This is a genomic window from Vreelandella sp. H-I2 (assembly GCF_052959335.1).
Genome location: NZ_JBRAMC010000010.1, coordinates 1 through 24,115 on the forward strand (window position 1 = coordinate 1; position 24,115 = coordinate 24,115).

Below are 24,115 nucleotides of genomic sequence, written 5' to 3' on the forward strand. Positions count from 1 at the left end.
GCGCATTAACGCTCACCGACCCTGGCTTTAAGCTGCTTTCCCACTGCACGGAAAAAACCAACGCCCCCGGCAGCCCCAAAGCATGGCAGCAGGTATTTGCCGCGTTTGGATTAGAGCTTGAGCTAATGGCAACCGGCTGCTGCGGTATGTCGGGCACCTATGGTCACGAAACGCGCAACGCCGCCACCTCAAAGGCTATCTATGCGCAGTCCTGGCAGCCCCAAGTGGAAGCAAGTGACCATGCGGGCAAGCTACTCGCCACCGGCTACTCCTGCCGGAGCCAAGCCAAGCGCTACTCGAAAACGGCGCTTCCCCACCCTTTACAAGCATTATTAACGGCCTTAAAAAGCGGTTAAAGATTGTACAATAAGAAAGCCTTGTATAAGGTTGAGAGAGTTAAACACGGAACGTCAATAGACACGACGCGATGCATTTAAGCGTTTTCAGGAGCTGCCTTGTTGTCTCTACTCCCTCTACTGCCCCGCCTAAGCGTTGGGTTATTAACGCTTAGTTTGTCGGGTGTCATCACGGCGCAAGAAAACCGTGTTGTAACACAGATAGTGGCCGACGCACCGCGAATAGAAATACTGCCTCTCACGGGCAGTGTTACAGCCCTGCGTACCTCACAACTTTCGAGCGCGGAAGCAGGCTTGGTCAGTGAGCTGGCGGTTGAAATGGGCGACAACGTCACCCAAGGCGAGCCGTTGCTATCCCTCGATACCCGCTATATCACCTTAGAAAACCAGCGCGCCCGCGCCGATCTGGCCCAGGCAGAAGCTGAGCGCGACGAAGCTCAGCGTTTAGTTAACGAGGCGAATCAGCTCTCGGCGCAAAACTTTGCTGCCAGTGACCGGCGCCAACGTGAAAGCAGGCTGGCCGCCGCGCAGGCCACGCTTGAAGCGCGCCGCGCAGACTATGCACTCACTCAGCTCCAGCTAGAGCGTCATCAAATACGTGCCCCCTTTGACGGTATGGTTACCCAACGGGAGAGCAACGTTGGCGAGTGGGTCAACCCGGGTGATGCCCTGCTCACGCTGGTTGATTTAGCGTCGCTTAGGCTCGATTTTTCGGTACCGCTGGCGGCTTACCAACGCTTTGAAGGTTCCACCTTAGAGGTGCGCCTGGAAGGCGATGATCAATGGCACACGGCACGCACCCTGGCACGTATTCCCTTGGATGCCAGTTCGCGGCAGTTTCTACTTCGCGCAGCAGTAGATACTCCGCTTGAGATGCTGCCGGGCATGGCCGTAGAGGGCCAGTTACAGGTTAACGGCGAGAGCGGGCCCAGCGTACCGCGGGATGCATTGATTCGCCGGCCCGATGGCAGCGTTAGCGTTTGGCTCGCCCGCCAAACCGACGGTACTTGGCAAGCCTTTGAGCAACGCGTTGAAATCGGCAGCAGCCACCTGGGAGAAGTGGCTGTTAATGAGGGGCTATCAGCGGGAGACCGCGTCATCGTCGTTGGTAATGAGCGCCTCGAAGAGGGGCAGAACGTGACCCTAAGCGACGACTAAAGGAGCCCCCTCACCTATGTTTGCCGCCATTATTCGTCACGGCATTTTGGTCAGTGTGATTACCCTGATCCTTCTGATTCTAGGCATCGCGGCCATCTGGCGGATCCCGGTTCAGATGATTCCCGACCTTGAAACCCGCGTCGTGGGCATCGAGACCCAGTGGCCGGGTGCCACGCCACAGGATATCGAAAAAGACATCTTGATCGAGCAGGAGGAATTCCTACGCAACGTGCCCAACCTGCAGCGCATGGAGTCCACCGCTAGCAGCGGTAGCGCCGAAATCGAGCTGGAATTCCCGTTTGGGGTCGATCTCACCGAGACCTTGATTCGGGTTAACAACGCGCTAAGCCAAGTGCCCTCCTACCCCAACAACGTCGACCAGCCCCGCATCGTCGCCAACTCCTTTTCCGCCAATGCCTTTATGTACTTTAACGTTGGCCCCCGGGAGGGCAACCCGCGCCAGCTCGATATGCCCGCCATGCGCGACTACCTGGAAGACAATGTAAGGCCGCGGCTGGAGAGTGTGGCGGGTGTTTCGGAAGTCACGGTTTCCGGTGGCGCCGAGCGGCAAATGCAGCTATTGATCGACCCTGAGGCACTGGCCGCCCGTGAGTTGAGCATTCCCGATATTCAGGCCGCGCTTCAGGCACGCAACCAGGATGTGTCCGGCGGTAACCTGGAGAGCGGCAAACGCCGCTACCTGCTGCGCACCGTCGGTCGGTTTGAAGATGTTGAGAGCCTTGAAGCGCTAATTCTTAAACGAGAGGGTGACGCCGTTACCCGCCTTGGCGATATCGCCAAGGTGCAACAATCCTACGCCGAACTAACCTCCCGGGCTTACAGCTCGGATGGCCAGCCGGTACTGAGTGTGCAGGTGCGCCGTGAGCCGGGTGCCAATGTAATCGATATCAAGCGCGCTATGCTGGATGAAGTCGCGGCGCTTAACGAAGGGCTCCTGGCAGAGCAAGGCATGCGCATGACGCTTTCCAGCGATGACGTGCGTTATGTCGAATCATCAATTGCTAACGTTTGGGTCAACTTGGGCCTCGGTGCACTATTTGCCACCCTGGTGATGTACGCGTTTTTGCGCTCTGCACGCGCCACCGTGGCCGGGATTATTGGTATTCCCATCTGCACTATCGCTGCTTTTCTAGGCCTGCTATTGGCGGGCCGTACACTCAACGTCATTTCGCTGGCGGGCGTTGCTTTCGCCATTGGCATGACGATAGACAACACCATCGTAGTGCTAGAGAGCATAGAAACCCAGCGCCGTCGTGGTTTCGCGCGCTTTGAAGCGGCGCTCGAGGGCGTCAAGCAAGTATGGCCCGCGGTGCTCGCCTCAACGCTGACCACTATATTGGTGTTTGTACCGATCTTCTTTATTCAGCAGGAAGCCGGTCAGCTCTATTCGGATATTGCGGTGGCCATCTCTACCTCGATTATCATTTCGATGGTAGTGGCGATAACGGTCATTCCCACCCTTGGCGCGCATATCGATTTTCGTGGTAAAGAGAGCGCTTCAACGGCAGCACCGCACTGGGTGCGTGGCTGCTTATGGATAGTGGATAGCATGATTCGCACTGCTCCCCGGCGCTTCTTTGCCATCGTGCTGGGCATTGCCGGTGGCATTGGGATTTTCGTTTGGCTGACGCCCCCAGCGGAGTACTTGCCCGAAGGCGAAGAGGCCAAAACCTTTGTGAGCATGAATGCCCCGGCGAGCTATAACTTAGCCACCATGGATGCGATTGCCCAAACCCTGCAGCAAGAGCTCGAGCCCCATGTAGGCGCCGATCCTGAACGCTTTGAGCGTGGCGATACCGATATTCCGCCGATTAGCACCATGGGCATTCAAGCCGAAGCTCAAAGCCTGCGGATCATTGCTGAAACCAGCGATCCCACCCATATTGAAGCCTTGATGGATGCACTCACCCAGCGTTTTGAAGCCTACCCGGATATGCGTGCCTTCGCCGCCCGGGGCTCGATTATTTCCAGCAATGACGGCGGTACACGCAGTATCACGCTGGATATCGCCGGTAACGATTTAAACGAGCTTTACACCACCGCCAATGCCATTTACCAACGCGCTCAAGACGTTTTCGACAACCCACGCATTCAGTCCCGCCCTTCCGCCCTGGATCTCGGCCAACCGTTGATTGAAGTGTATCCCGACTGGGAACGCGCTGCTGAGGTGGGTATGGACACCAGCACCCTAGGCACCACCGTGGCAGTGCTCACCAACGGCGCCTACCTGGATGATTTTTACCTCGATGACGAGAAAATCGATCTCTACGGCTACGGCCCTGGCGCGGGGAATATCGCGCTGGATGACCTCGCCACCCTGCCTATCCACACACCGTCGGGCATCAACGTGCCGCTTAATACTCTCGCTGAGATTCGTGAAACCGTGGGGACGGCTACCCTGCGGCGCGTCGATGGGCGTCGCAGTGTCACGCTGGACGTCATACCACCGCGCAGCGTGGCGCTGGAAGCGGGTATCGAGCGCATGCAGCGGGAAGTGATAGAGGCCATGAGCGACGAAGGTACGCTGCCAGCTAACATTAATGTCACCGTCAGCGGCGCAGGCGACCAATTAGACGCTACCCGCCAAGCCCTTACTGGCAATGCGTTGATTGCCTTGGCAATCGTCTATTTGTTACTGGTGGCCATTTTTGCCCATTGGGGTTATCCACTGCTGATTCTGGCTACCATTCCACTCGGCGCCGCGGGAGGCATTGTGGGGCTATGGCTGATGAATACCGTCGGCGCCCAACTACCGAAAATTGGCTTGAACGCCATCAGCCAGCCGTTCGACATGATCACCATGCTTGGCTTTTTAATTCTGATGGGAACGGTGGTCAATAACCCTATTTTGGTGGTTCATCAGGCGAGGGAGAATCTGCGCACGGCGAGCATGAGCGTTCGTGACGCCGTACATCAAGCCGTAGAGAGCCGGTTACGGCCCATTGCGATGACCACACTGACGACCCTGTGCGGCCTTTCACCGCTGGTGTTTTTACCGGGGGAAGGCACCGAGCTTTACCGCGGCGTCGGTGCCATTGTGCTCTTTGGGTTGCTGGGCACGGCAATTGTCACCGTCACCTTCTTACCTGCCCTGACGGTGGCCGTGCTGAGCTGGAAAAACCCAACACGATCGGCCTAAGGGAGTGTTTTATTAGGGGAGGCTTCGATTAAAAGAAGAGCCGTTTAAGCGCTAAGCCGGGGTCGCTTTCGCGCATAAACGCCTCGCCCACCAGGAAGCCGTTAACGTTGTGGTCGCGCATTAGTTCTACGTCATCGCGGGTGTGAATGCCCGATTCGGTAATCACGGTAACGCTCTCAGGTATACGCGGCAGCAGATCCAGCGTGGTATTGAGACTGGTGTCAAAGGTGTGCAAATTGCGGTTGTTGATACCCACCAACTTTAGCTCCAACGCCAAGGCGCGCTCCAGCTCGTCTGCATCGTGCACCTCTACCAACACATCCATTCCCAGTTGATTGGCCTGCTGGTGTAGATCACGCAGCTGTGCGTCATCCAGGGCGGCGACGATCAATAGGATGCAGTCGGCACCAATGGCTCGCGCTTCACTGACCTGATAACCATGGGTGATAAAGTCTTTACGAATCACCGGTAGCGTGCACACATCCCGCGCGGCAATCAGGTAGTCTTCATGGCCCTGGAAGAAGTCGGCATCGGTGAGCACCGATAGACAGGCAGCGCCCCCTTGCGCATAGCTTTTGGCGATATCGGACGGGTGAAACTCCTCACGAATAACGCCTTTCGAGGGAGAGGCTTTTTTCACCTCGGCGATAATGGCAGCATCTCCAGTGGCGATGCGCGTATTGAGGGCCTCAATAAAGCCACGCGGGGCGCTCTGCTGCTCTCCTAGCGCAAGTAAATCCGCTTCAGAGACGGCTTGGCGGCGCTCAGCCACTTCCTGGTCTTTGCGGGCCAGAATGCGGGTTAAAATAGTCGGCGTTGACTGTTGAGTCATAGTGGTCTCTTCTTATTTAAAAGCGTGCTGCTGAAAATCTTATTGCTTAAACACGCTGGTAAAGTGCGAAAGCTCTTTGAGTTTTTCCAGCGGCAGTTTGGACGCCTGGGCGTCTTGGGCGACCATCACGCCCTCTTTCAGTGTGTCGGCCACCCCCGCACAGTAAAGCGCCGCACCAGCGTTCAGCGCGACCATATCAGCAGCGGCACCTTCACCTGAAAGCGCTGCCTTGACCAAGCGCAGGCTGTCTTCGGCACTGCTGGCCTTCAGCGTTGCCAAGCTTTGGCGCTCAATGCCCAGTTCCTCGGGTGTAATGGTGTACTGGGTAATCTCACCCTCTTTTAGCTCAGCGACTAACGTCGGGCTGGCCAATGATATTTCATCCAGCCCCTCCTCGGAGTGCACGACCATCACGTGGCGGCTACCCAAGGTTTTAAGCACTTCTGCCATTAACGGCACCAGTTCGGGGGCATAAACACCGAGCACTTGGTTGGGCGCGCCAGCGGGGTTGGTCAACGGGCCCAAAATATTGAACAGGGTGCGCACGCCCATTTCGCGACGTGGGCCAATGGCGTAACGCATGGCCGGGTGGTGGTTAGGGGCAAACATAAAGCCCACGCCCACCTGCTCGATGCAGCGCGCTACCTGATCAGGTTTAAGGTCGAGATAGATACCCGCCACATCGAATAAATCCGCACTGCCGGAAGACGACGAAACGCTGCGGTTACCGTGCTTGGCCACATGAGTACCGGCGGCGGCAGCCACAAAACTGGCCGCGGTGGAAACGTTAAACAAATTAGCGCCATCGCCACCGGTACCGACGATATCCACCACGTTCTCAGCGTTAAGCTCAACACGCTTCATTAGTTCGCGCATTACCTGGGCGGCAGCGCTAATTTCGATAGCACTTTCGCCCTTCATTGCCAGACCGACCAGCAGCCCGCCAATTTGTGCGTCAGAGGCATCGCCAGTCATGATTTGGCGCATCAAAGCGTGCATGGCATCGAAAGAGAGGTCTTCGCGGCGCATCACCGCATTAATCGCGTCTCGCATTTGCATAAGCAGTGGAGCCCTTAAAGCGTTTGAAACCGGCCGTCAGCCGCGTTTTAAAAAATTGGCCAAAAGCTCATGGCCTTGGCGGGTAAGAATGGATTCAGGGTGAAACTGCACCCCTTCAATATCCAGCTCGCGGTGGCGCAACCCCATTATCAAGCCGGGGGTCACGTCGTCTTCGCCGGTCCAGGCGGTAATTTCCAAGCAATCCGGCAGCGTCTCTTTATCGACGACCAGGGAATGATAACGGGTCACTTCCACGGGGTTATCCAACCCTTCGAACACGCCTTGGCTATCGTGCCGTACGACTGATGTTTTACCGTGCATAACCTGTGGTGCGCGCACCACCTTGCCACCATAGACTTGGCCAATGGCCTGATGGCCAAGGCAAACACCCAAGATAGGCAGTTTGCCCGCGAAGTGTTCAATGGCGGCCATGGAAATACCCGCCTCATTGGGCGTGCAGGGCCCTGGCGACACCACCAAATGGGTCGGCGCCAGCGCTTCGATCTGCTCAATGGTGATCTCATCATTACGGTGAGTGATGACGTCTGCGCCCAGCTCGCCAAGGTACTGCACGATGTTGAACGTGAAACTATCGTAGTTATCGAGCATTAAGACTGTTTGAGCCATAACCCTTTGATACTCCTATAATCGCCTGTGCAATGGCTCTTTTGTCATCCAGGCGGTTCCCCAGATTAGTCATCGATTGCCATCCGCTTCATGCGTTCGATGATACCGCAACCCGAGCCTCTCTTGCAGGGGTTAAGTGCCGCCCTGGGTGAGTCGACAGGCAGCGTACTTAAACTCAGGGATTTTGCCATAAGGATCGAGCGCCGGATTGGTGAGTAGATTCGCGACGGCTTCGGCCAACTGGCAGGAGAGCGAATCACACACCCGCACCGCGCAGATGTTCAAGTAACTGACCACGTTAGCGCAACGCAGGCTGTTGTCGCTCGTCACCCAGCAGCGCCCGCAGGGCGAAGCGCTACAGGGGATAAATCGCGGCCTTGTGGGTGGCCACGCCGACGCCGCAAAGAAGAAACCGTTCGGTCAGTCATAAGGCACGCTATGATGAGGGGAATATTATTCAGCATAGTGGCACTTGCCCCTGGAGGAAATCCTCCCTTAGGCAACATCCTCTCGAATTACCGGTGCATTGGAACTGGCAACTGTCCGCCGCAGTCTTTATTATCTGCCGTCTTTTTTGGGATAGCTTTGCGGGCAGCTTTTGGGATAGCTTTGCGGGCAGCTTTTGGGATAGTTTTTAAGATAGCCTTTATGATCGTTTTTAAGACAATTTTTTAGATACTTTCTAGCCAGTTAGGAGCGTGGGATGTTAAAGCGGGTTACCTGGATGTGTACGCTCTTATTCGTCGCATTAATAAGCACAACACCATCCTATGCCAACACAACGCTGCGCGTTATGGCCTCGTTTTCAGTGATAGAAGACTTGGTCAAGCGAGTCGCTGGTGACGCAGTCAGCGTCAACGTTATTGTTCCACGGGGTGAAGATGTTCACCTCTGGGAGTTAACGCCGCCCAACGTGCTTGCGTTAGAAGAAACCCATATTGTGTTTTATAACGGGCTAGGCTTAGAACCGTGGATACGCCATGTCGAAGCGATGTCGGACGACCAAATCACCTTAATCGAAGTAGCCCACAAGGCCGATTACGCACCCTTGATGATCTCTACCGGGCAGTATAAAGGCGAACCAGATCCGCATATGTGGATGGATCCTGACGGAGCTTCAGCCTACATTGATGTCATTGCGGAGACCTTAGCTGAGCATATGCCTGACCAAGCAGAAGCATTTTATGCCCGTGCCGAAGAAGCCCGCAGGGCATTGAATGATCTCAGCCAAGCGGTTAAGGAGCGGCTCGAAGGCATCCCAAAAACCAACCGCACCTTACTGACCAGCGAAGCAAGCTTTGGTTATTTTGCGGACGCCTTTGACTTCGAAGCGCTGGGGTTGTGGGGGTTGAATAACGAGACCCAAGGCAGTGCCCAAGCAATGGCCAAGATGAGCGAACATCTCGGCGAGAAGCGCCCTCCAGCGCTGTTCTATGAGAGCACCACACCTAGCATTCATATGGACGCATTGTCACGGGAGACATCGCTCCCCCTGGCAGGGCCACTGTATGTCGACACACTGAGTGGTGCAGACGGCCCGGCTGCCACTTACTCGGCCATGCTGCACCATAACGCTGAAATACTGCACTCAGCCCTGGGAGGCGCTACCGCCGAGTAATAGGATCGCCGTCATTAAAGGTTATCCAAACCGCGCTCGGCCATGGCCACTGCGCGAAAAATCGCCCGGCCTTTGTTGAGGGTTTCTTGCCACTCCATTTCAGGCACCGAATCAGCCACAATGCCCGCCCCGGCCTGAACGTGGAGTTGGCCGTCTTTGATCACCGCGGTACGAATGGCAATTGCGGTATCCATATTGCCGTGCCAGGAGAGATAGCCAACTGCCCCGGAGTAAATTCCACGCTTAACCGGTTCAACTTCATCGATAATCTCCAGCGCACGAATTTTAGGCGCTCCCGAAACAGTACCTGCGGGGAATGTGGCCCGCAGCGCGTCCATGGCGGTTAAACCTGGCTTTAGCTTCCCCGTTACGTTAGAGACGATATGCATGACGTGGGAGTAGCGTTCAACCACCATCTGGTCGGTGACTTCCACGCTGCCCGTTTGGCAAATACGGCCGACGTCGTTACGCCCCAAATCGATCAACATAAGATGCTCGGCTAGCTCTTTCGGGTCGGCGAGCAGGTCTGCTTCCAGGGCGTCGTCCTCTTCCTCTGTTTTACCGCGCTTACGTGTTCCGGCAATGGGGCGCACGGTCACTTCGCCCTCTTCCATACGGGTTAGAATTTCCGGCGAAGAACCCACTACGTGGTGATCATCCAAATTAAAGAAGAACATATAAGGCGATGGGTTGAGGCTACGCAGCGCGCGATAGAGATCCAGCGGCGAGGCCTGATAAGGAATCGACATACGCTGAGAGGGTACGCACTGCATGATGTCCCCCGCCAACACGTACTCTTTAATTTTATCGACGGCGGCTTTGAAGCCCTGCTCCGTAAAGCCAGAGTTAAAGTCACTCTCTTGCACCGGCTGCTTACCGCTGCCAGCGTTATTAGGGCTAATGTGCGCTTCACGTAGACGGGTTTCAAGATGCTTTAAATGCCCCTGGGCGCGCTCAAACGCGTCCGGCTCGGCAGGGTCAATGTGAGTCCAGATCGTCAGGCGCCCCGAGAGATTGTCGAATACCACAAAGTCGTTGCATACCATTAACAGAATATCAGGCACGTTCAGCGGATCAGGCTTGTCCGCTCCACCGCGCAGGCGTGGTTCGATATAGCGAATGGTGTCGTAACCAAAGTAACCCACCAGACCACCATCGAAGCGTGGCTGATCATCCAGCTTAGGCACCTTAAAGCGGCTTTGGAATTTTTCGATCCACGCCAGGGGATCGTCCACTTCGGTGACGCCAACCGTTTCACCCTCTTTAATGTGGCGCACCGTAAAGCCACGTACTTCAATACGTTCATGACTCGGCAAGCCAATCATTGAGTAGCGACCCCATTTCTCACCCCCCTGTACCGACTCGAACAAGAAGGTCCAGGGAGTGTTCGCCAGCTTTAAATAAGTAGATAACGGCGTATCTAAATCAGCGAGGACATCACGCGAAACAGGAATTCGGTTGTAACCTGCTTGGCTAAGCTCGTGAAAATGTTCCGGGGTCATCATTAAGCGGTCCTTGTCGCATGGGGTGCAGTCATCAACAGCTCTGTTAACGAAGAGAGCACTAAGTCAGGGTGGCTATCTTCGATGGGTTCGCCGTGATTATAGCCGTAGGGTAACGCCACGGTCGTAAAGCCCGCTGCTTTTCCCGCAGCAATATCATGGCGCGAGTCACCCACCATCACACACTCAGAAGGTTGTATTTGAGATGTTTGCGCAGCGTGCAGTAGCGGCAATGCACTGGGCTTTTTTTCGGCCAGTGAATCCCCACCGACCCATAACGTAAAATAGTCCAGCAGTTCGAAGTATTTTAAGAGTGGCTCAATAAAACGCTCGGGCTTATTGGTGATCAGTACTAATGTTATGCCCTGCTTATGCAGCGCCTGAAGCGCTGGCTGAACCCCAGGATAAAGTGTCGTGAGGACACTGGGCGCTGCGCCATAATACGTCATAAAAGCATCATAGCCGCGCTGTTGAAGCGCTGGATCAGGCGCCGCTTGCAAGGCCCAAGCCAGGGCTCTTTCGACTAACACTGGCGCGCCATTGCCAACCCAGTCGCGCACATCGGATTCGCTCGGTTCGGGCAGATCAAGCTCCCGGAGTGCGCACGCCACCGCAGCAGCAAGGTCCGGTACGGAATCAATCAGCGTACCATCCAAGTCGAAAGCAATCAGCCGTTTACCCTGCAGTACTGGATGCAGGTCAGAATATCGTATCGAATGCACCTTCAAAGCCCTCTAGCTATTGCCTTCTAGCGTCATCCACCGCTAAAAATACTTTATCGTCCTTCGCATTAGGCAACCATCTTACCTGCTCATGGCAAACTTTCGCATTAGTCAGAAGCGTAAGAAGCTTCTATGCTGGAGCTAATTTAGCCAAGGAGATAATGATGGCCATCCCCAGAATCGTGATTGTCGGCGGTGGCGCAGGCGGGTTAGCCCTTGCCACGCGTCTAGGACATACATTAGGCAAGCGTAAGCGCGCAGAGATTGTGCTGCTAGATCGTAATGCCACCCATGTTTGGAAACCGTTGCTCCATGAACTGGCGACTGGCGTGCTGAATTCCAGCATGGACGAGGTAGATTATCGTGGCCATTCCACTACACACTATTACCGCTATCAGCGTGGTTCGCTAACGGGAGTGGATCGTCAACAGCGCGTACTGCACTTAGCCCCCGTCGAAGACGAGGATGGCGACGAGGTACTGCCTGCTCGCGAGCTGACATATGACTATGTAGTGATGGCCCTGGGCAGTGTTTCAAATGACTTCGGCACGCCCGGCGTAGCAGAGCACTGTCACTTTATTGATTCGCCGCAGCAAGCCAAAGCGTTTCAGCGCGATATGATTAATACCTTCCTGCGCTACACAGATCCCACGCTACGCCAACACGTCCAGTTGACTATCGGGATCGTGGGGGGCGGCGCAACAGGCGTGGAGCTTGCCGCCGAGCTATTTGATGCTTCGCGCATACTCAACGCCTACGGCGTTACCGCTATCGACCATCAGCACATCAGCGTGCACTTGCTGGAAGCGGCGCCGCGCTTACTGCCGGGTCTCTCTGAGCGGGTCAGCCAAACAGTCAAAACCGAGCTTGAAAGCATGGGCGTGACCATCCACACCGATACCGCCATCAAGGAAGCACAGGCGTACAAGCTGATTACTGGCGACGGTGAAGAGATCGAAACGGATATTAATGTGTGGGCAGCGGGTATTAAAGCACCTTCGTTTCTAACGGAACTCGGCCTGACGACAAATAAGAAAAATCAGATCGAAGTGAAACGCACCCTGCAAAGTGTCGACGATGAGAGGGTATTCGCGCTTGGTGACTGCGCCAGTTGCCCGATGGGAGAAGACAGTACCGTGCCACCTCGTGCACAAGCGGCGCATCAACAAGCGAAGCTATTAGCCAAAAACTTGGTCCACGAACTCGACGGCAAGCCACTGCAGGATTTCCGCTACCGCGATCATGGCTCGCTGGTATCCCTGGCCCGCTACGATGCGGTGGGCAATTTAATGCGTAGCTCCGCATCCAGAGGCCTATTTTTAGAGGGCTGGCTGGCACGTCAAGCCTACGCTTCGCTATACCGCATGCACCAGTTGGCTATTCATGGCGCGATAAAAACAGGGCTAGCGTGGCTAGTGGATAAACTCAACCGGTACTTAAAACCGCGTATGAAGCTTCACTAACCACCCTGGCTCGTTAGGCTTTCGCCAGCGCCTCGCGCATTTGTTGAATGACACTATCGTATCCGTGCGGGTCGCTGGCTTGGTAGGCGCTAAAGATGGCTGACCCGGCCACAAAGGTATCAGCGCCTGCAGCGGCAATCTCGGCGATGTTGTCCACTTTTACCCCGCCATCGATTTCCAAACGAATATCATATTTCGAGGCATCGATGCGCGCCCGCGCTTCGCGCAGCTTGTTCATCGTACCGGGAATAAATGACTGACCTCCAAAACCTGGATTGACGCTCATCAGTAGCACCATATCGACCTTATCCATGACGTAGTCGAGGTAAGAAAGCGGCGTCGCCGGATTAAATACCAGGCCTGCTTTACAACCGCCATCACGGATTAACTGCAGCGAACGGTCAACGTGCTCTGACGCTTCCGGGTGAAATGTTATATAGCTGGCGCCCGCCTCGATAAAATCGCTGATCATGCGATCGACTGGCTTAACCATCAGATGCACATCAATCGGCGCAGTCACGCCGTGCTTGCGCAGCGCTTTACACACCATCGGACCAATGGTCAGGTTGGGCACGTAGTGATTATCCATGACATCGAAGTGCACCACATCCGCGCCTGCAGCCAGCACGTTATCTACTTCCTCGCCCAGCTTGGCAAAGTCAGCCGATAAAATAGAGGGGGCAATCAAGAAATCCTGCGCAGCGGTCATATTCCATTCCTGCTTATCAATCAGTAGACGAAGGGGGGTTACTCGATATACCTGCGAGTGAGCAGGCAAGAGCAAAGCCAGGCCGCTATCTTATCAGAGCCGCTTAACAGAACCACGTATCCGCGTCTTCGCAACTCATCACACATATATTCTTAAATAGAATATAAAACAAGATTGTAATTCCACATTGATAGTTTTAACCTTGGCAATATTGCGCCACGACGTGCTTATTGATTTAAGGAGTTCCCTATGACATTACCGACAATTTTCCGCCGCAGCCTGATTGCGATTGCATTGGGCGTCACGGTCAGTGGCACCGCCGCTGCACAGGAGCGGGAGCTGCTCAACTCATCTTATGATATTGCTCGCGAGCTGTTTGCCGCGATCAACCCTGAATTTCAAGCGTGGTGGCAGGAAGAGCACGATGAAGAGATCGAGATTAGCCAATCTCACGGTGGCTCTTCTGCCCAAGCACGCGCCATTCTCCAGGGTCTACGTGCCGATGTCGTCACCTTTAATCAGGTAACCGACGTGCAAGTACTCGCGGATGCCGGGCTAGTAGCAGAAGATTGGCAGGACGCGTTTGAGAATAATGCCTCGCCCTACTATTCCACCACTGCCTTCTTGGTGCGTAAAGGCAACCCTAAAGGCATTGAAAGCTGGGACGACCTGGTACAAGAAGATGTCGAGATGGTCTTTCCTAATCCGAAGACCTCGGGTAACGGACGCTACACCTACTTGGCTGCCTGGGGCTTTGCCGAGAATGAATTCGACGGTGATGAAGAGAAAATTGAAGAATTCATGCGCACCTTCTTAGCCAACGTGGCAGTCTTCGATACCGGCGGCCGTGGCGCAACTACCAGTTTTATCGAGCGTGAAATTGGCGATGTACTGATTAGTTTCGAGTCTGAAGTGAATAATATTCGCAGCGAGTACGGCAGCGACGACTACGAAGTGATCGTGCCGCCAGTGAGTATTCTGGCTGAATTCCCCGTCGCGGTTGTCGAGGAAAACGCTGAGCGCAACGGCAACAGCGATTTGGCCCAAAGCTATCTTGAGTATCTCTACACCGAAGAAATCCAGCGCCTGCTTGCGGGTTTCAACTACCGGGTACATAACGAAGCCGTGGTTGAAGAATTCGCTGACCAGTTCCCGGAAACCGAGTTGCTTGAAGTAGATGAAGTATTTGGTAGCTGGGATGAAGCCATGGAAACTCACTTCGAGGGTGGCGCCCTGCTCGACCAGTTGCAGCGCCGCTAATATTTACTCATGAGCCAGCCTGAATTATGAGTCAACTTGCCTCGTGGCGAACCGGCAGCACGCGCGTGCTGCCGGGTTTTGGCCTTTCTATGGGTATCAGCGTGCTGTTTATCTCGCTGGTGCTGTTATTGCCGATTACTGGCCTGTTCGGCCAGTTAGCAGAGCTTAGTCTTGCCGAATATTGGGCGATCATTACCGAGGGCCGTGTCGTAGCAAGTTATATGGTGACTATTGGCGCTGCGGCCGTCGCAGCACTGATCAACGCCGTGTTTGGTTTGTTACTAGCCTGGGTATTAGTACGTTATGAGTTTCCCGGCAAGCGCCTACTTGATGCATTAATGGACCTGCCCTTTGCACTGCCCACCGCCGTGGCCGGTATTACGCTAGCAACGCTGTATGCCAGCAGCGGCTGGATGGGCCAACTGCTTGAGCCGCTGGGTTTTCAAGTCGCCTACACCTGGGTGGGTATCGCGCTGGCGATGGCCTTTACCAGCATACCTTTCGTAGTGCGTACGGTGCAGCCGGTACTGGAAGACTTGCCCGCTGAAGTGGATGAAGCCGCCATGTCACTGGGGGCTACCGACGGTGTCGCCTTTCGCCGCGTGATCATGCCGCATATCTGGCCCGCCTTAGTGACCGGTACCGGGCTTGCCTTTGTGCGCTCGTTGGGTGAATTCGGTGCCATCATCTTTATCGCTGGCAATATGCCCTACGAAACAGAGATCACTGCGCTAATGATTTTCGTCAAGCTACAGGAGTATGACTATGCAGGCGCGTCGGCAATTGCCTCAGTTGTACTGTTTGTCTCGCTGGCGCTATTACTGGCTATCAACATTTGGCAGGGCCGTTTTGTACGCCGCCTGCATGGAGGTAAGGGGTAATGCGCCGAATTGGTGATGCGCCGCTTATCCGGCGTCTGCTGATAGGGGCTGCCTTGCTGCTATCAGCGCTCTTTTTATTACTACCGTTGGTAGCCATTTTTGCCCAAGCATTTTCCCAGGGCGTCATGGTTTTCTGGGCCAACGTTAGTAACACCTTTACGCTGCATGCGATTGGCTTAACGCTGTTTATCGCACTAATGACCATTCCGGTATGTTTGGTTTTTGGCGTCGCGCTGGCGTGGCTGGTCACGCGTTTTAGCTTTCCTGGGCGGCGCATTTTGCAAACGTTGATTGATATTCCGTTTGCGGTATCCCCCGTGGTAGCGGGTCTTATTTATCTGCTGCTCTATGGCCGTAACGGCTGGATCGGCAGTTGGCTGGATGGTCATGACATTCAGCTAATGTTCTCTTGGCCGGGCATTCTGATGGTGACCATTTTTGTTACTTGCCCATTTGTTGCACGGGAGCTGATCCCGTTGATGCAGGCGCAAGGCTCCCGGGAAGAGGAAGCCGCCGTGACGCTTGGCGCTTCCGGCTGGACGACCTTCCGCCGGGTTACCCTGCCCAATATTCGCTGGGCACTGCTTTATGGCGTCATCCTGACCAACGCCCGTGCGGTCGGTGAATTTGGTGCCGTCTCAGTAGTCTCAGGGGCCATTCGCGGTAAAACCAATACGCTGCCACTGCACCTGGAACAGCTCTATCAGGATTATAACGCCGTGGGCGCTTTTGCTTGCGCGGCCTTACTTGCATTTATTGCCCTATTGACGCTCGCTGCCAAGGCCGGGCTGGAGTGGCGCGCATCGCGTCGGGAGGCTTTCATATGAGCATTCACTTACACAATATTGCCAAGCATTTCGGCCCTACTCAGGCGTTAGAGCCGATCAATCTGGATATTCAAAAAGGTGAACTGGTGGGCTTACTCGGCCCTTCGGGGTCGGGCAAAACCACCCTGCTACGTATCATCGCTGGCCTGGAAAACACCGACCACACCGCCCAGCCGGGTAAGATTTTATTCGGTGACCGCGATGTGACTAATGTGCATGTACGTGATCGGCGCATTGGCTTCGTGTTTCAACACTATGCGCTGTTTCGCCATATGAGCGTTTATGACAATGTGGCGTTTGGTCTGACCGTGCTATCACGTAAGCGTCGGCCCAGCAGCAGTGAGATTCGCGCTCGGGTATTCAGGCTGCTTGAAATGGTTAAGCTGGAGCACTTGGCTAATCGCTACCCTGCTCAGCTCTCAGGCGGTCAGCAGCAGCGTGTGTCGCTAGCCCGCGCCTTAGCCGTGGAACCCGAAGTGCTGCTACTGGACGAGCCGTTTGGCGCCCTGGACGCCAAAGTTCGCCAGGAGCTGCGCCGCTGGCTACGCCATCTGCATGACGAGCTCAATTTTACCAGTGTGTTTGTTACGCACGATCAGGAAGAAGCGCTGGAGCTATCCGACCGTGTAGTAGTGATGAGCAACGGCCGCATCGAGCAGATTGACACCCCAGATGAGCTCTACCGCACGCCGAGAAATCGCTTTGTGTTTGAGTTCCTGGGTGATGTAAATCACCTGGAAGGTAAAGTAAGCAATGGCGTATTGACCTGCGGTGACGCCTATTGGCACGTTGACCTGCCCGATGGCCATGAGGAATTATTGCTTCGTCCTCATGAAGTGCGCCTGACCGAACAACCGACCAAAGAGAGCCATCTGCCCGTCACCATCACGGCAATCTCGCCGGTGGGCGCCGAAGTACGCGTAGAACTAGAGGCGGATTGGCTAGCCCAGCCGTGGCTGGCGACCGTCCGCCATACTGACTTTGAGCACTTGGCGCTACGCCGTGGGCAGCGCTTATTCGCCCATCCGCGCCACTGGCGACGCTTTCCCGAAACAGAGGCGAAAGCCGCAGAACAAAGTCGCGTTGCATAAAGCCTAAATAGCCGCCCCCTCACAGGGCGGCTAGCATTAATCACCTACCCCTTTGTTTTAAAAACGCATTTGCCTAAAGGTTAGACTCACCCGCGGCTCGATATCTTTCTTGGTTTTAGGCAGGCTATGGAGCCAGTTTTGCTGAGTAGTACCTTTCATAATTAACAGACTGCCGTGCTCTAGCGTAAGCGACACACTCTCCCCTGTTTGTTTATGTTTAAACGAGAATTTCCTTTCGCCGCCTAAGGTCAACACCCCGATTGCCCCATTCTCAACAAGGTCTTTTTCGGCATCACTGTGCCAACTCATGCCTTCCTCGCCTGAATTATAAAAATTACCCAGGCAAGAATTAAATCCCTCTCCGCAGTGGCTCTCCACGACCTGTTTAAGCTCACGCAAAAAGTCTGGCCACATTGATGCCATTTTTGTGTAGCCAGAGTAGGTATAGGAAACCGGCTTATCTGCATACCAGGCTATTTTCCTCTTTGTAACAATCTCCTTGCCGTAAATAAACGCGCGATCATGCTCCCAGCTTAGTTTGCTTTTGCATTTATCTAAATACATAGCAGCTGTGGGCGTATCAAGGATTTTACCGTGGTAATAAGCCGCCCCATCCTGTGGAAGCAAATTAATCAACTTCATATCGTCGTTTTCAAACAGATCTGTATACGTCATAGCGATGCCTATTGCGTGCCCATTACAAAGACAGCAAGAAACGGGTTTTTCTCACACTAATAAGGAAGCAATACTGAGCGCCATGGGACCAAACAGCCGTGTCTATGGCCTGTTGTCTAATAGAAAACCTTGAAAAGGAAAATAAAATGAGAGCAGTAGCCTATATACGGCTACTTTCGCTAGCCGCAATTTGGGGAGCTAGTTTCCTTTTTATGCGAACTTCATCACCAGCAATAGGAGCAATCAATACAGCTTTTTTCAGGGTCTTTTTTGGACTAGTTGGCTTGGCTGTTATAATCCTAATCGTACGTAAAAGCCTGGCGTTCAAAGGCAAACTAGGCAAAATTTTGGTTTTGGGAGTCATTAACTCAGGCATCCCATTTCTTATGTACAGCATAGCGGCAACATTACTCCCTGCTTGCTATTCAGCGATTCTAAATGCAACGACGCCTTTAACAGGGGCCATGATTGGCTTTTTTATCTTTAGCGAGAGCTTAACTATAAAAAAATGGCTGGGCGTAACGCTAGGAATTATCGGCATTACGGTTATTACCACAGTGGGTGATTCAAATATTGTTGGTAACATCTATATTGGCGTTGCTGCCTGTATGATAGCCACTATTGGTTACGGCTTTGCTGGCTTTTTGACCCGAAAGTGGATAACCCAACAGGGCGGTCTGGATTCAACGCTGGTTGCGTTTGGCAGTCAAATAGGCGCTACCGCTTTTCTCAGCCCCTTTTTGCTTTGGAACATTTCATCTGGCCCCAGCATTGATTGGCTTCAAGGTGATGTATGGATCAGCCTGCTCGCCGTCGGCTTTTTATGCACCTCCCTCGCTTATATCCTCTATTTTAGATTGATCGCTGACATTGGGCCGTTACGTTCGCTCACCGTTACCTTCTTGGTGCCACCCTTCGCTGTGTTGTGGGGGTTTTTAGTCCTTGATGAAACGATTTCTAGCGGATTCTTACTTGGCTCTTTTATCGTTTTACTTTCAGTTTGGCTAATCGTAAGTCCAGATTCTCAAAAAAATAGCCTTGCGCACTAGCTTGCTTGTCTTATTTCACAATGAAGATGGCGCACTATGGCAATAAACAATGAGGTATTGAACATAGCTAAGAAAAGTCGCGTCGCCTGACCATACCGCCAGTGCGCTACCCGCGTTATACTGGCGTTTTAGCCATAGCGGAGGAAGACCATGCTTCGGCGTCACTTTTTACGACTTTCAGGTGTCCTACTTGCCAGCGCATGGCTAGCCGGTTGCACCAGCCCGCAATACTTACAGCTCAGTCCTGAACGTAACACTCAGGTACCCCAGGTGGGTTCCGGCCAGCAGGTGACGGTGATAGCCCAGGATGGCCGCGAAAGCGATATTATTGGTAATCGTGCTGGCGGAGGAATGTCGACGGCGCATATTACCGTCAGTAGCCACGAGCTGATCCCGCGTCTGCAGCAAGAAGCTGAGCGTGCGGTACGCGATATGGGCTTCAATCCTACCACTGAACAGGCTGAGGGACGCCCGTCCTTAACGTTGGAACTTGCCAGTCTCAACTACGCGCGTGGCGACAGCGGCCAGCCGTTGGTAGACGAAGCACGCCTTGAAGGGGTTTTTCGCGCTATCGCTCAAAACAAGGGCACCACTTATACGGGCACTTACACATCGCGCCGCACCCAGGGCTATGCCCTTAAACCCGATGCTGATAGCAACGCACGCATGCTGAGTGACTTGCTTAGCGATGGCTTGAACCGCGCCTTTAGTGACCCTGAGCTGGGGCGCCTCTTAGCACGTTAGGCTGATTTCTACTCCGATACGGGCCGCATCTGTATTGTCCCCCTGTGTTTATTCTCTACAACTACAGGGGGCATTTACAGGCGCGGCCCGCGTCGTTCTAGCGCCCATACGCTTTCTCGATATCCTCGCTCATCAGGGCTTCCCTCCTCCAGAAAGGTCAAAGCGAAGTTAGCCGAAAACAGGTTATCGAGCTCATCAGCGGTCACACTATAAGGAGGCCCTGCGCCACCCTCGTCATGCGCCAAGCTAATCAGCAGCCCTTTGGCGCCAGGCGGGACTAACTGCGCAAGGTGAAAGGCATAGCGCTGGCGAGTGGCAGGCGGCAGCGCTATCAGCGATGCACGATCATAAAACGCCCCAATCTCGGCCGCATGCTGAATATGTAAGTGAAAAAAATCGCCACACCAGAGTTCAACATTACCTTGACGGGAGATAGTAAATCCTGCCTGACGGTAACGTGACACCGGTGTGCTTCGCTGCGCCAAAAACTGCTCAATGGCCTCAGGAGCAAATTCAATGCCAAGCACGGGATGCCCCTGATCGGCCAACCAGCGCATATCAAGACTTTTACCACACAGCGGCACAAGCACCTTGGTACGATCAGTAACGCCAAGCGAGTCCCAATGACGCTGCAGCGCCGGGTGCGTCTGCTGTAGGTGGAAACCAATGCGTCCTTCTTGCCAGCGCTTGCGCCATTGATCGCTCATTATTTGGCCACCTTCGTATCGATTCCGCTATTCGTTTATTTGTCCAAACGCGTGGCTAAAACCAGCGGTCACGCTTCTTACGCCGACGTGGCAAGTGAGGCACAATCAGACCCACCAATAACCCCGCGCCAGCCACACCGCCACCGTACATGAAATAACGCATTAGGAGGTCTTCTTCTTGCGTTTCCAAACGCGCCTGGAGTCCTCTTACCTGCTGACGCGACTGCTCTGCCTGGCTGTCGAGCTCTTGATTGCTTGCCTCAAGCTCGGCAATGCGACGTTCACGCACATCAAGAGTCTCCGTCATTGAGGAAACACGCTGCTCCCAGGTATCGTTGATCCCTTCAAGCTCGGCAGTCAACTCCTCAACTCGCGCTTCTAACTCGGGTAACTGCTCGATCGCGCTCGGCGTTTGCTGAAGCTCATCGCTCAACACCCAGACCGTATTGCCGTCGCTATTGCGCACCCGCGTGTAGTCTCCACTGGTTTCCAGCACAGCGACCTGTTCACCGGCATTCAATGTGCCAATAATGCGATAGCCATCGGTCGGACCACTTCGCACGTAAGTGCTAAGCTCATCGGTCACCCAGGCTTGGTTGTCGGACTGAGCATGGGCCTGGATACTGGCAACACTGAGCAAAATTCCAGCCGCAGCGGCGTAGTAATGAAAACGAATTCTATTTACGTGCATGACATCATGTCCTGATTTAAAACGCCGCAAGGCGGACGAAGCCAGCAGCGCTTATCGCTTAGCTTAGCGGCGCGCATCTCATACGTTTACCCTTCTCCGCGTGGAGGCAACGGAAAGGGACGGGGGAACTCAGCTACACGAGCGTCAGTCTTTACCGCCTTCAAAGGCCCTTCTCTCTCCACTTCGTCGATACGCACAATGGCATTCAACGGCAGATAACTTCGCTTAACGCCTTCAAAGGTTCGCTGCAGCTTTTCGCTTACAGGGTCAACGACTACACGTGAAGAATCTTCAAAGACAAACTCCTCGACTTCAATAAAGCCCCAGAGTTCGCTTTGAAATATTTCTCTGACATATAAATCCCAAATTTCACCCTGCTGGTGAACCACCACACGGTAGATCGGCTTGGCCGCCATCTTGGCCTATTCCTCTTGCCACTTGTACATGAAAGTTGAACCGCCTAGCTTACCATATTCGTATCACTACGCCTTTAGCTAACCCTGCGTTTGCACTGCGGACACTACACCCGTTGGCCAGCTACAAAGCCCTTGTGTATGGTAACGGCGAGCGGCTTGCTAGGTTTCATCACTCTTTCAGATTGAAGCCTCAATGCGAGTGAAAAAGCTTTGAGCTTCCATAAGCACAACAAACAAACGTTTATAAAATCAAAGTATTAATCGGAAAATTCATTAAAGCGTTTGATATTGAGTTTGGCTTAATTCATTCTCAATGCATCATCAGCCTTGATGGTGGCTAGAGAGCATATACGTTTCGCCCCTAGAGGAAACAGTCGCTGAGCGTACTGCAATTTGGTACCTACTAGGGATTGATCTACTTTAAAGCGATGATTCACCCACATTTCGCGATCTACTAAAACGCCAAGAAGATCTCGACTTCTATGTATAATCCCTATTGATGCTGGGATAAGGAGTCACCGTGAAGACAGATCAACTCACGTCTTCTCATGAAGATAGTAAGCTCAATGGACTATTGAGCAATTTTGATGACGCCGTGAGCCTGCTTGCGCAAGCGCCCGCGCCCTCGAAGCCCGCCCAGTTACCGCATGTGATGGATACTGCACGGCATGTACTATTTCAAGATGGCGGCTGTGAAGCGCTAGAGTCGCGCGCACAAGCGTTTGAAAATTCGGGTTTATTTTCCGGCTCTGACTGGGAAACCCCCCAGTATTTAGTACCGACGCTGACCACATTTTCGCTGAAAAGCCCAGACGCTAACGTGGTCGTGATTGAAGCGTTAAGTGAGCTGAGGCTACTGGCCGTTGCCAAAGGGGCCTATCCACATCCGCTTATTTCAGCAGAACATGCTCATCACTACCTAACCCAGGTAATGGCGATTAATTTATGGCTGCTTTTCTTGCCGCCGAGCGAGGCTGAGCGCGAAACCCAAGGGCAACTGGCCACTATTCCACGCCAGCTTTTTCAACATTTAGCCGATCGAATCGGCTACGAGCATATCGTCGACCAACTGATTGATGAGATTTGGCGCATTTTGAAGCAGCGTCCAATCCAAGTCGATGCGATCAAGCAAATGATCACTCAGATTGCGCTCTGCCAAGTCAATCCTGACATTGATCTTGGCATTAGCGGCCAAGGCGCCGATCGGCTAGTCAGTTCGCTCTACGGGCCGACTCAAGCGTGCCGTGAAGATCCAGGTGTGGATATTTATCGCGAGCGCTTGGAGCGTATGGACCAAGCCGCGCTTCAGGCAGAATCCACTGGTTTTGCCCGTGCAATGCACGATACCGGGCTGGTGTCGCCTTATCATGCCGTATTACTACGTCACTTACTCGAGGAAGGTGACCACTTACTTTCTGAGGCGCTCGGCCTTTCGTCTACCGGGCGTGATTGTTTGCTCTGTTACCGCGAACTGGTCCAAGCGCTTATTCGTGGCGGTGTATATCCTGCTACTTCCCAAGCGGTTTACGGCCTAGCGCTAATGCTTGAGCGCGGCATTCTTTATCAGCCGCCGGTAGCGCCAGCAATGTGGCGACAACTTAACCTACCGCTCTCTGAATGGGCGCAGTCGCGTCTGCAAATGGCCTATGGCGACATTGCTTCTCCCCGTGCACGGCTAATCGAAGGTGTACTCTGCATGCTGGGACTTCCCCTAGGTGTTGGTCAGGGGAATAACCCAACCTGCCAGTCGGCCCGGGCACTCTCCATGTGGGCATACAACGACCCAGACTACCTACTGCAGATGGTGGCATGGGCGGCACGCGACGATGAAATTATTATGCACTTTGAGGGACAGGCGATCTCATCAATGGAGAGCGTTTCTGGCGTTGCCACGGAACTACCCATGGATCTAGACCCGGTCTCGCTGATTGTCGTACCGCATCTGGATCGTATCTATGCAGAAATGGGCCGACGCTGTATTGGTCGCGAAGGAGACCCTCACCGCTGGGTTAACCCTGAATTCCATGGCTGGTGGTCGGGCCGCGGCTTTCGTATTAATGTCGATGTGGCGACTGGCCAGCTAAGCGATGTGGACGATTTTGTACGTCATTTTTACGCCTGCTATCACCCCTATTACAATGGCAACCAGCCGCTGATTCACCCGCAGCCAGCGGGTATTGCGGTCACCGATAGCGCGGCACGCTTTATCGGCTGGCACGCGATTACGATTTTGCGGGCGTCGCTTGATCCTTCTGATGTCATGCGGGTTTACTTCTATAATCCCAACAATGATAGCGGTCAGGATTGGGGTGACGGTGTCATTGTCAGCACCTCAGGCAATGGTGAACGCTTTGGTGAAGCCTCGTTGACGTTTGAGCGCTTTGCATCGCGGCTATATATTTACCACTACGACCCACTTGAGCGTGGCGAATTGGTTTCAGTCACTAGCGATGAGCTGGATAATGTTAAGCGCTATCTGCACCGTAGCTGGGGAGCCTCGCGCCTACCGCCTACCGAACTACAGGCTGATCAAGGCCCGAATGCGCCTTTGGACGAGGGTTAAGTAGC

The 24,115-nt window shown here is 53.9% G+C and carries 22 protein-coding genes and 1 pseudogene; 12 read left to right on the forward strand and 11 right to left on the reverse strand.

Annotated features, from left to right (window positions below):
* From ACUVOF_RS20200 to ACUVOF_RS20210, 3 genes and pseudogenes are all read left to right on the forward strand, one after another.
* Positions 1 to 356: pseudogene (locus tag ACUVOF_RS20200) on the forward strand (FAD-binding oxidoreductase); the annotation flags it as partial.
* A gap of 102 nt (positions 357 to 458) precedes the next feature.
* Complete coding sequence (locus ACUVOF_RS20205) at positions 459 to 1,514, forward strand: efflux RND transporter periplasmic adaptor subunit (RefSeq protein WP_447046052.1); 1,056 nt, start codon at positions 459 to 461, stop codon at positions 1,512 to 1,514.
* A 16-nt stretch (positions 1,515 to 1,530) separates the two neighbouring features.
* Positions 1,531 to 4,674: an efflux RND transporter permease subunit gene (locus ACUVOF_RS20210; protein ID WP_447046053.1), complete on the forward strand. Its 3,144-nt coding sequence runs from the start codon at positions 1,531 to 1,533 to the stop codon at positions 4,672 to 4,674.
* A 28-nt stretch (positions 4,675 to 4,702) separates the two neighbouring features.
* Here the strand turns inward: ACUVOF_RS20210 and trpC are convergent, their stop codons facing one another.
* The 4 genes from trpC to ACUVOF_RS20230 form a co-directional block, all read right to left on the reverse strand.
* Positions 4,703 to 5,506 carry an indole-3-glycerol phosphate synthase TrpC gene (gene trpC / locus ACUVOF_RS20215; RefSeq protein WP_447046054.1) on the reverse strand — a complete coding sequence of 268 codons (804 nt, stop codon included), beginning with the start codon at positions 5,504 to 5,506 and terminating at the stop codon, positions 4,703 to 4,705.
* A 39-nt stretch (positions 5,507 to 5,545) separates the two neighbouring features.
* A complete protein-coding gene (gene trpD / locus ACUVOF_RS20220) occupies positions 5,546 to 6,565 on the reverse strand; it encodes an anthranilate phosphoribosyltransferase (RefSeq protein WP_447046055.1) in 1,020 nt (339 codons plus the stop codon).
* A gap of 36 nt (positions 6,566 to 6,601) precedes the next feature.
* On the reverse strand, positions 6,602 to 7,192 hold the full coding sequence (locus ACUVOF_RS20225; RefSeq protein ID WP_447046056.1) for an anthranilate synthase component II: 591 nt from the start codon (positions 7,190 to 7,192) through the stop codon (positions 6,602 to 6,604).
* A 132-nt stretch (positions 7,193 to 7,324) separates the two neighbouring features.
* Positions 7,325 to 7,522 carry a hypothetical protein gene (locus tag ACUVOF_RS20230; RefSeq protein WP_447046057.1) on the reverse strand — a complete coding sequence of 66 codons (198 nt, stop codon included), beginning with the start codon at positions 7,520 to 7,522 and terminating at the stop codon, positions 7,325 to 7,327.
* A 373-nt stretch (positions 7,523 to 7,895) separates the two neighbouring features.
* Between ACUVOF_RS20230 and ACUVOF_RS20235 the strand changes: the two genes are divergently transcribed.
* On the forward strand, positions 7,896 to 8,810 hold the full coding sequence (locus tag ACUVOF_RS20235) for a metal ABC transporter substrate-binding protein (protein ID WP_447046058.1): 915 nt from the start codon (positions 7,896 to 7,898) through the stop codon (positions 8,808 to 8,810).
* A 14-nt stretch (positions 8,811 to 8,824) separates the two neighbouring features.
* On the opposite strand, the gene trpE is transcribed toward ACUVOF_RS20235, so the two are convergent.
* Entirely contained in the window at positions 8,825 to 10,312 is a 1,488-nt protein-coding gene (gene trpE / locus ACUVOF_RS20240; RefSeq protein ID WP_447046128.1) for an anthranilate synthase component I, read from the reverse strand.
* A gap of 2 nt (positions 10,313 to 10,314) precedes the next feature.
* Entirely contained in the window at positions 10,315 to 11,040 is a 726-nt protein-coding gene (locus ACUVOF_RS20245; protein ID WP_447046059.1) for a phosphoglycolate phosphatase, read from the reverse strand.
* Positions 11,041 to 11,198: 158 nt separating this feature from the next.
* On the opposite strand from ACUVOF_RS20245, the gene ACUVOF_RS20250 reads away from it, so the two are divergent.
* Entirely contained in the window at positions 11,199 to 12,497 is a 1,299-nt protein-coding gene (locus ACUVOF_RS20250; RefSeq protein ID WP_447046060.1) for an NAD(P)/FAD-dependent oxidoreductase, read from the forward strand.
* A gap of 13 nt (positions 12,498 to 12,510) precedes the next feature.
* Here ACUVOF_RS20250 and rpe read toward each other — a convergent pair whose 3' ends face one another.
* Positions 12,511 to 13,206: a ribulose-phosphate 3-epimerase gene (gene rpe / locus ACUVOF_RS20255; protein WP_447046061.1), complete on the reverse strand. Its 696-nt coding sequence runs from the start codon at positions 13,204 to 13,206 to the stop codon at positions 12,511 to 12,513.
* 249 nt (positions 13,207 to 13,455) lie between these two features.
* Between rpe and cysP the strand changes: the two genes are divergently transcribed.
* Genes cysP through ACUVOF_RS20275 form a run of 4 tightly spaced genes read left to right on the forward strand, consistent with a single transcriptional unit; the run spans position 13,456 to position 17,265 of the window.
* Positions 13,456 to 14,466 carry a thiosulfate ABC transporter substrate-binding protein CysP gene (gene cysP / locus ACUVOF_RS20260; RefSeq protein ID WP_447046062.1) on the forward strand — a complete coding sequence of 337 codons (1,011 nt, stop codon included), beginning with the start codon at positions 13,456 to 13,458 and terminating at the stop codon, positions 14,464 to 14,466.
* A 26-nt stretch (positions 14,467 to 14,492) separates the two neighbouring features.
* Positions 14,493 to 15,347: a sulfate ABC transporter permease subunit CysT gene (gene cysT / locus ACUVOF_RS20265; RefSeq protein ID WP_447046063.1), complete on the forward strand. Its 855-nt coding sequence runs from the start codon at positions 14,493 to 14,495 to the stop codon at positions 15,345 to 15,347.
* Positions 15,347 to 16,174, forward strand: coding sequence for a sulfate ABC transporter permease subunit CysW (cysW, locus tag ACUVOF_RS20270; protein WP_447046064.1), 828 nt, complete (start codon positions 15,347 to 15,349; stop codon positions 16,172 to 16,174). The genes cysT and cysW overlap by 1 nt, the downstream gene beginning before the upstream one ends.
* On the forward strand, positions 16,171 to 17,265 hold the full coding sequence (locus ACUVOF_RS20275; protein ID WP_447046065.1) for a sulfate/molybdate ABC transporter ATP-binding protein: 1,095 nt from the start codon (positions 16,171 to 16,173) through the stop codon (positions 17,263 to 17,265). The genes cysW and ACUVOF_RS20275 overlap by 4 nt, the downstream gene beginning before the upstream one ends.
* 57 nt (positions 17,266 to 17,322) lie before the next feature.
* On the opposite strand, the gene ACUVOF_RS20280 is transcribed toward ACUVOF_RS20275, so the two are convergent.
* Positions 17,323 to 17,940, reverse strand: a complete 618-nt coding sequence (locus tag ACUVOF_RS20280; RefSeq protein ID WP_447046066.1) for an alpha-ketoglutarate-dependent dioxygenase AlkB family protein — start codon at positions 17,938 to 17,940, stop codon at positions 17,323 to 17,325.
* Between the two features lie 146 nt (positions 17,941 to 18,086).
* Between ACUVOF_RS20280 and ACUVOF_RS20285 the strand changes: the two genes are divergently transcribed.
* Positions 18,087 to 18,989, forward strand: a complete 903-nt coding sequence (locus ACUVOF_RS20285) for a DMT family transporter (RefSeq protein WP_447046067.1) — start codon at positions 18,087 to 18,089, stop codon at positions 18,987 to 18,989.
* A 150-nt stretch (positions 18,990 to 19,139) separates the two neighbouring features.
* Positions 19,140 to 19,733 carry a YajG family lipoprotein gene (locus ACUVOF_RS20290; protein WP_447046068.1) on the forward strand — a complete coding sequence of 198 codons (594 nt, stop codon included), beginning with the start codon at positions 19,140 to 19,142 and terminating at the stop codon, positions 19,731 to 19,733.
* Between the two features lie 74 nt (positions 19,734 to 19,807).
* On the opposite strand, the gene ACUVOF_RS20295 is transcribed toward ACUVOF_RS20290, so the two are convergent.
* The 3 genes from ACUVOF_RS20295 to ACUVOF_RS20305 form a co-directional block, all read right to left on the reverse strand.
* Entirely contained in the window at positions 19,808 to 20,440 is a 633-nt protein-coding gene (locus ACUVOF_RS20295) for a thiopurine S-methyltransferase (RefSeq protein ID WP_447046069.1), read from the reverse strand.
* Positions 20,441 to 20,495: 55 nt separating this feature from the next.
* Positions 20,496 to 21,131, reverse strand: a complete 636-nt coding sequence (locus ACUVOF_RS20300; RefSeq protein ID WP_447046070.1) for a TIGR04211 family SH3 domain-containing protein — start codon at positions 21,129 to 21,131, stop codon at positions 20,496 to 20,498.
* An 86-nt stretch (positions 21,132 to 21,217) separates the two neighbouring features.
* Positions 21,218 to 21,547 (reverse strand): DUF1820 family protein, encoded by a 330-nt coding sequence (locus ACUVOF_RS20305; protein WP_113271155.1) that lies wholly within the window; start codon positions 21,545 to 21,547, stop codon positions 21,218 to 21,220.
* A gap of 520 nt (positions 21,548 to 22,067) precedes the next feature.
* Between ACUVOF_RS20305 and ACUVOF_RS20310 the strand changes: the two genes are divergently transcribed.
* Positions 22,068 to 24,110 (forward strand): hypothetical protein, encoded by a 2,043-nt coding sequence (locus ACUVOF_RS20310; protein WP_447046071.1) that lies wholly within the window; start codon positions 22,068 to 22,070, stop codon positions 24,108 to 24,110.
* Positions 24,111 to 24,115: the final 5 nt, after the last annotated feature.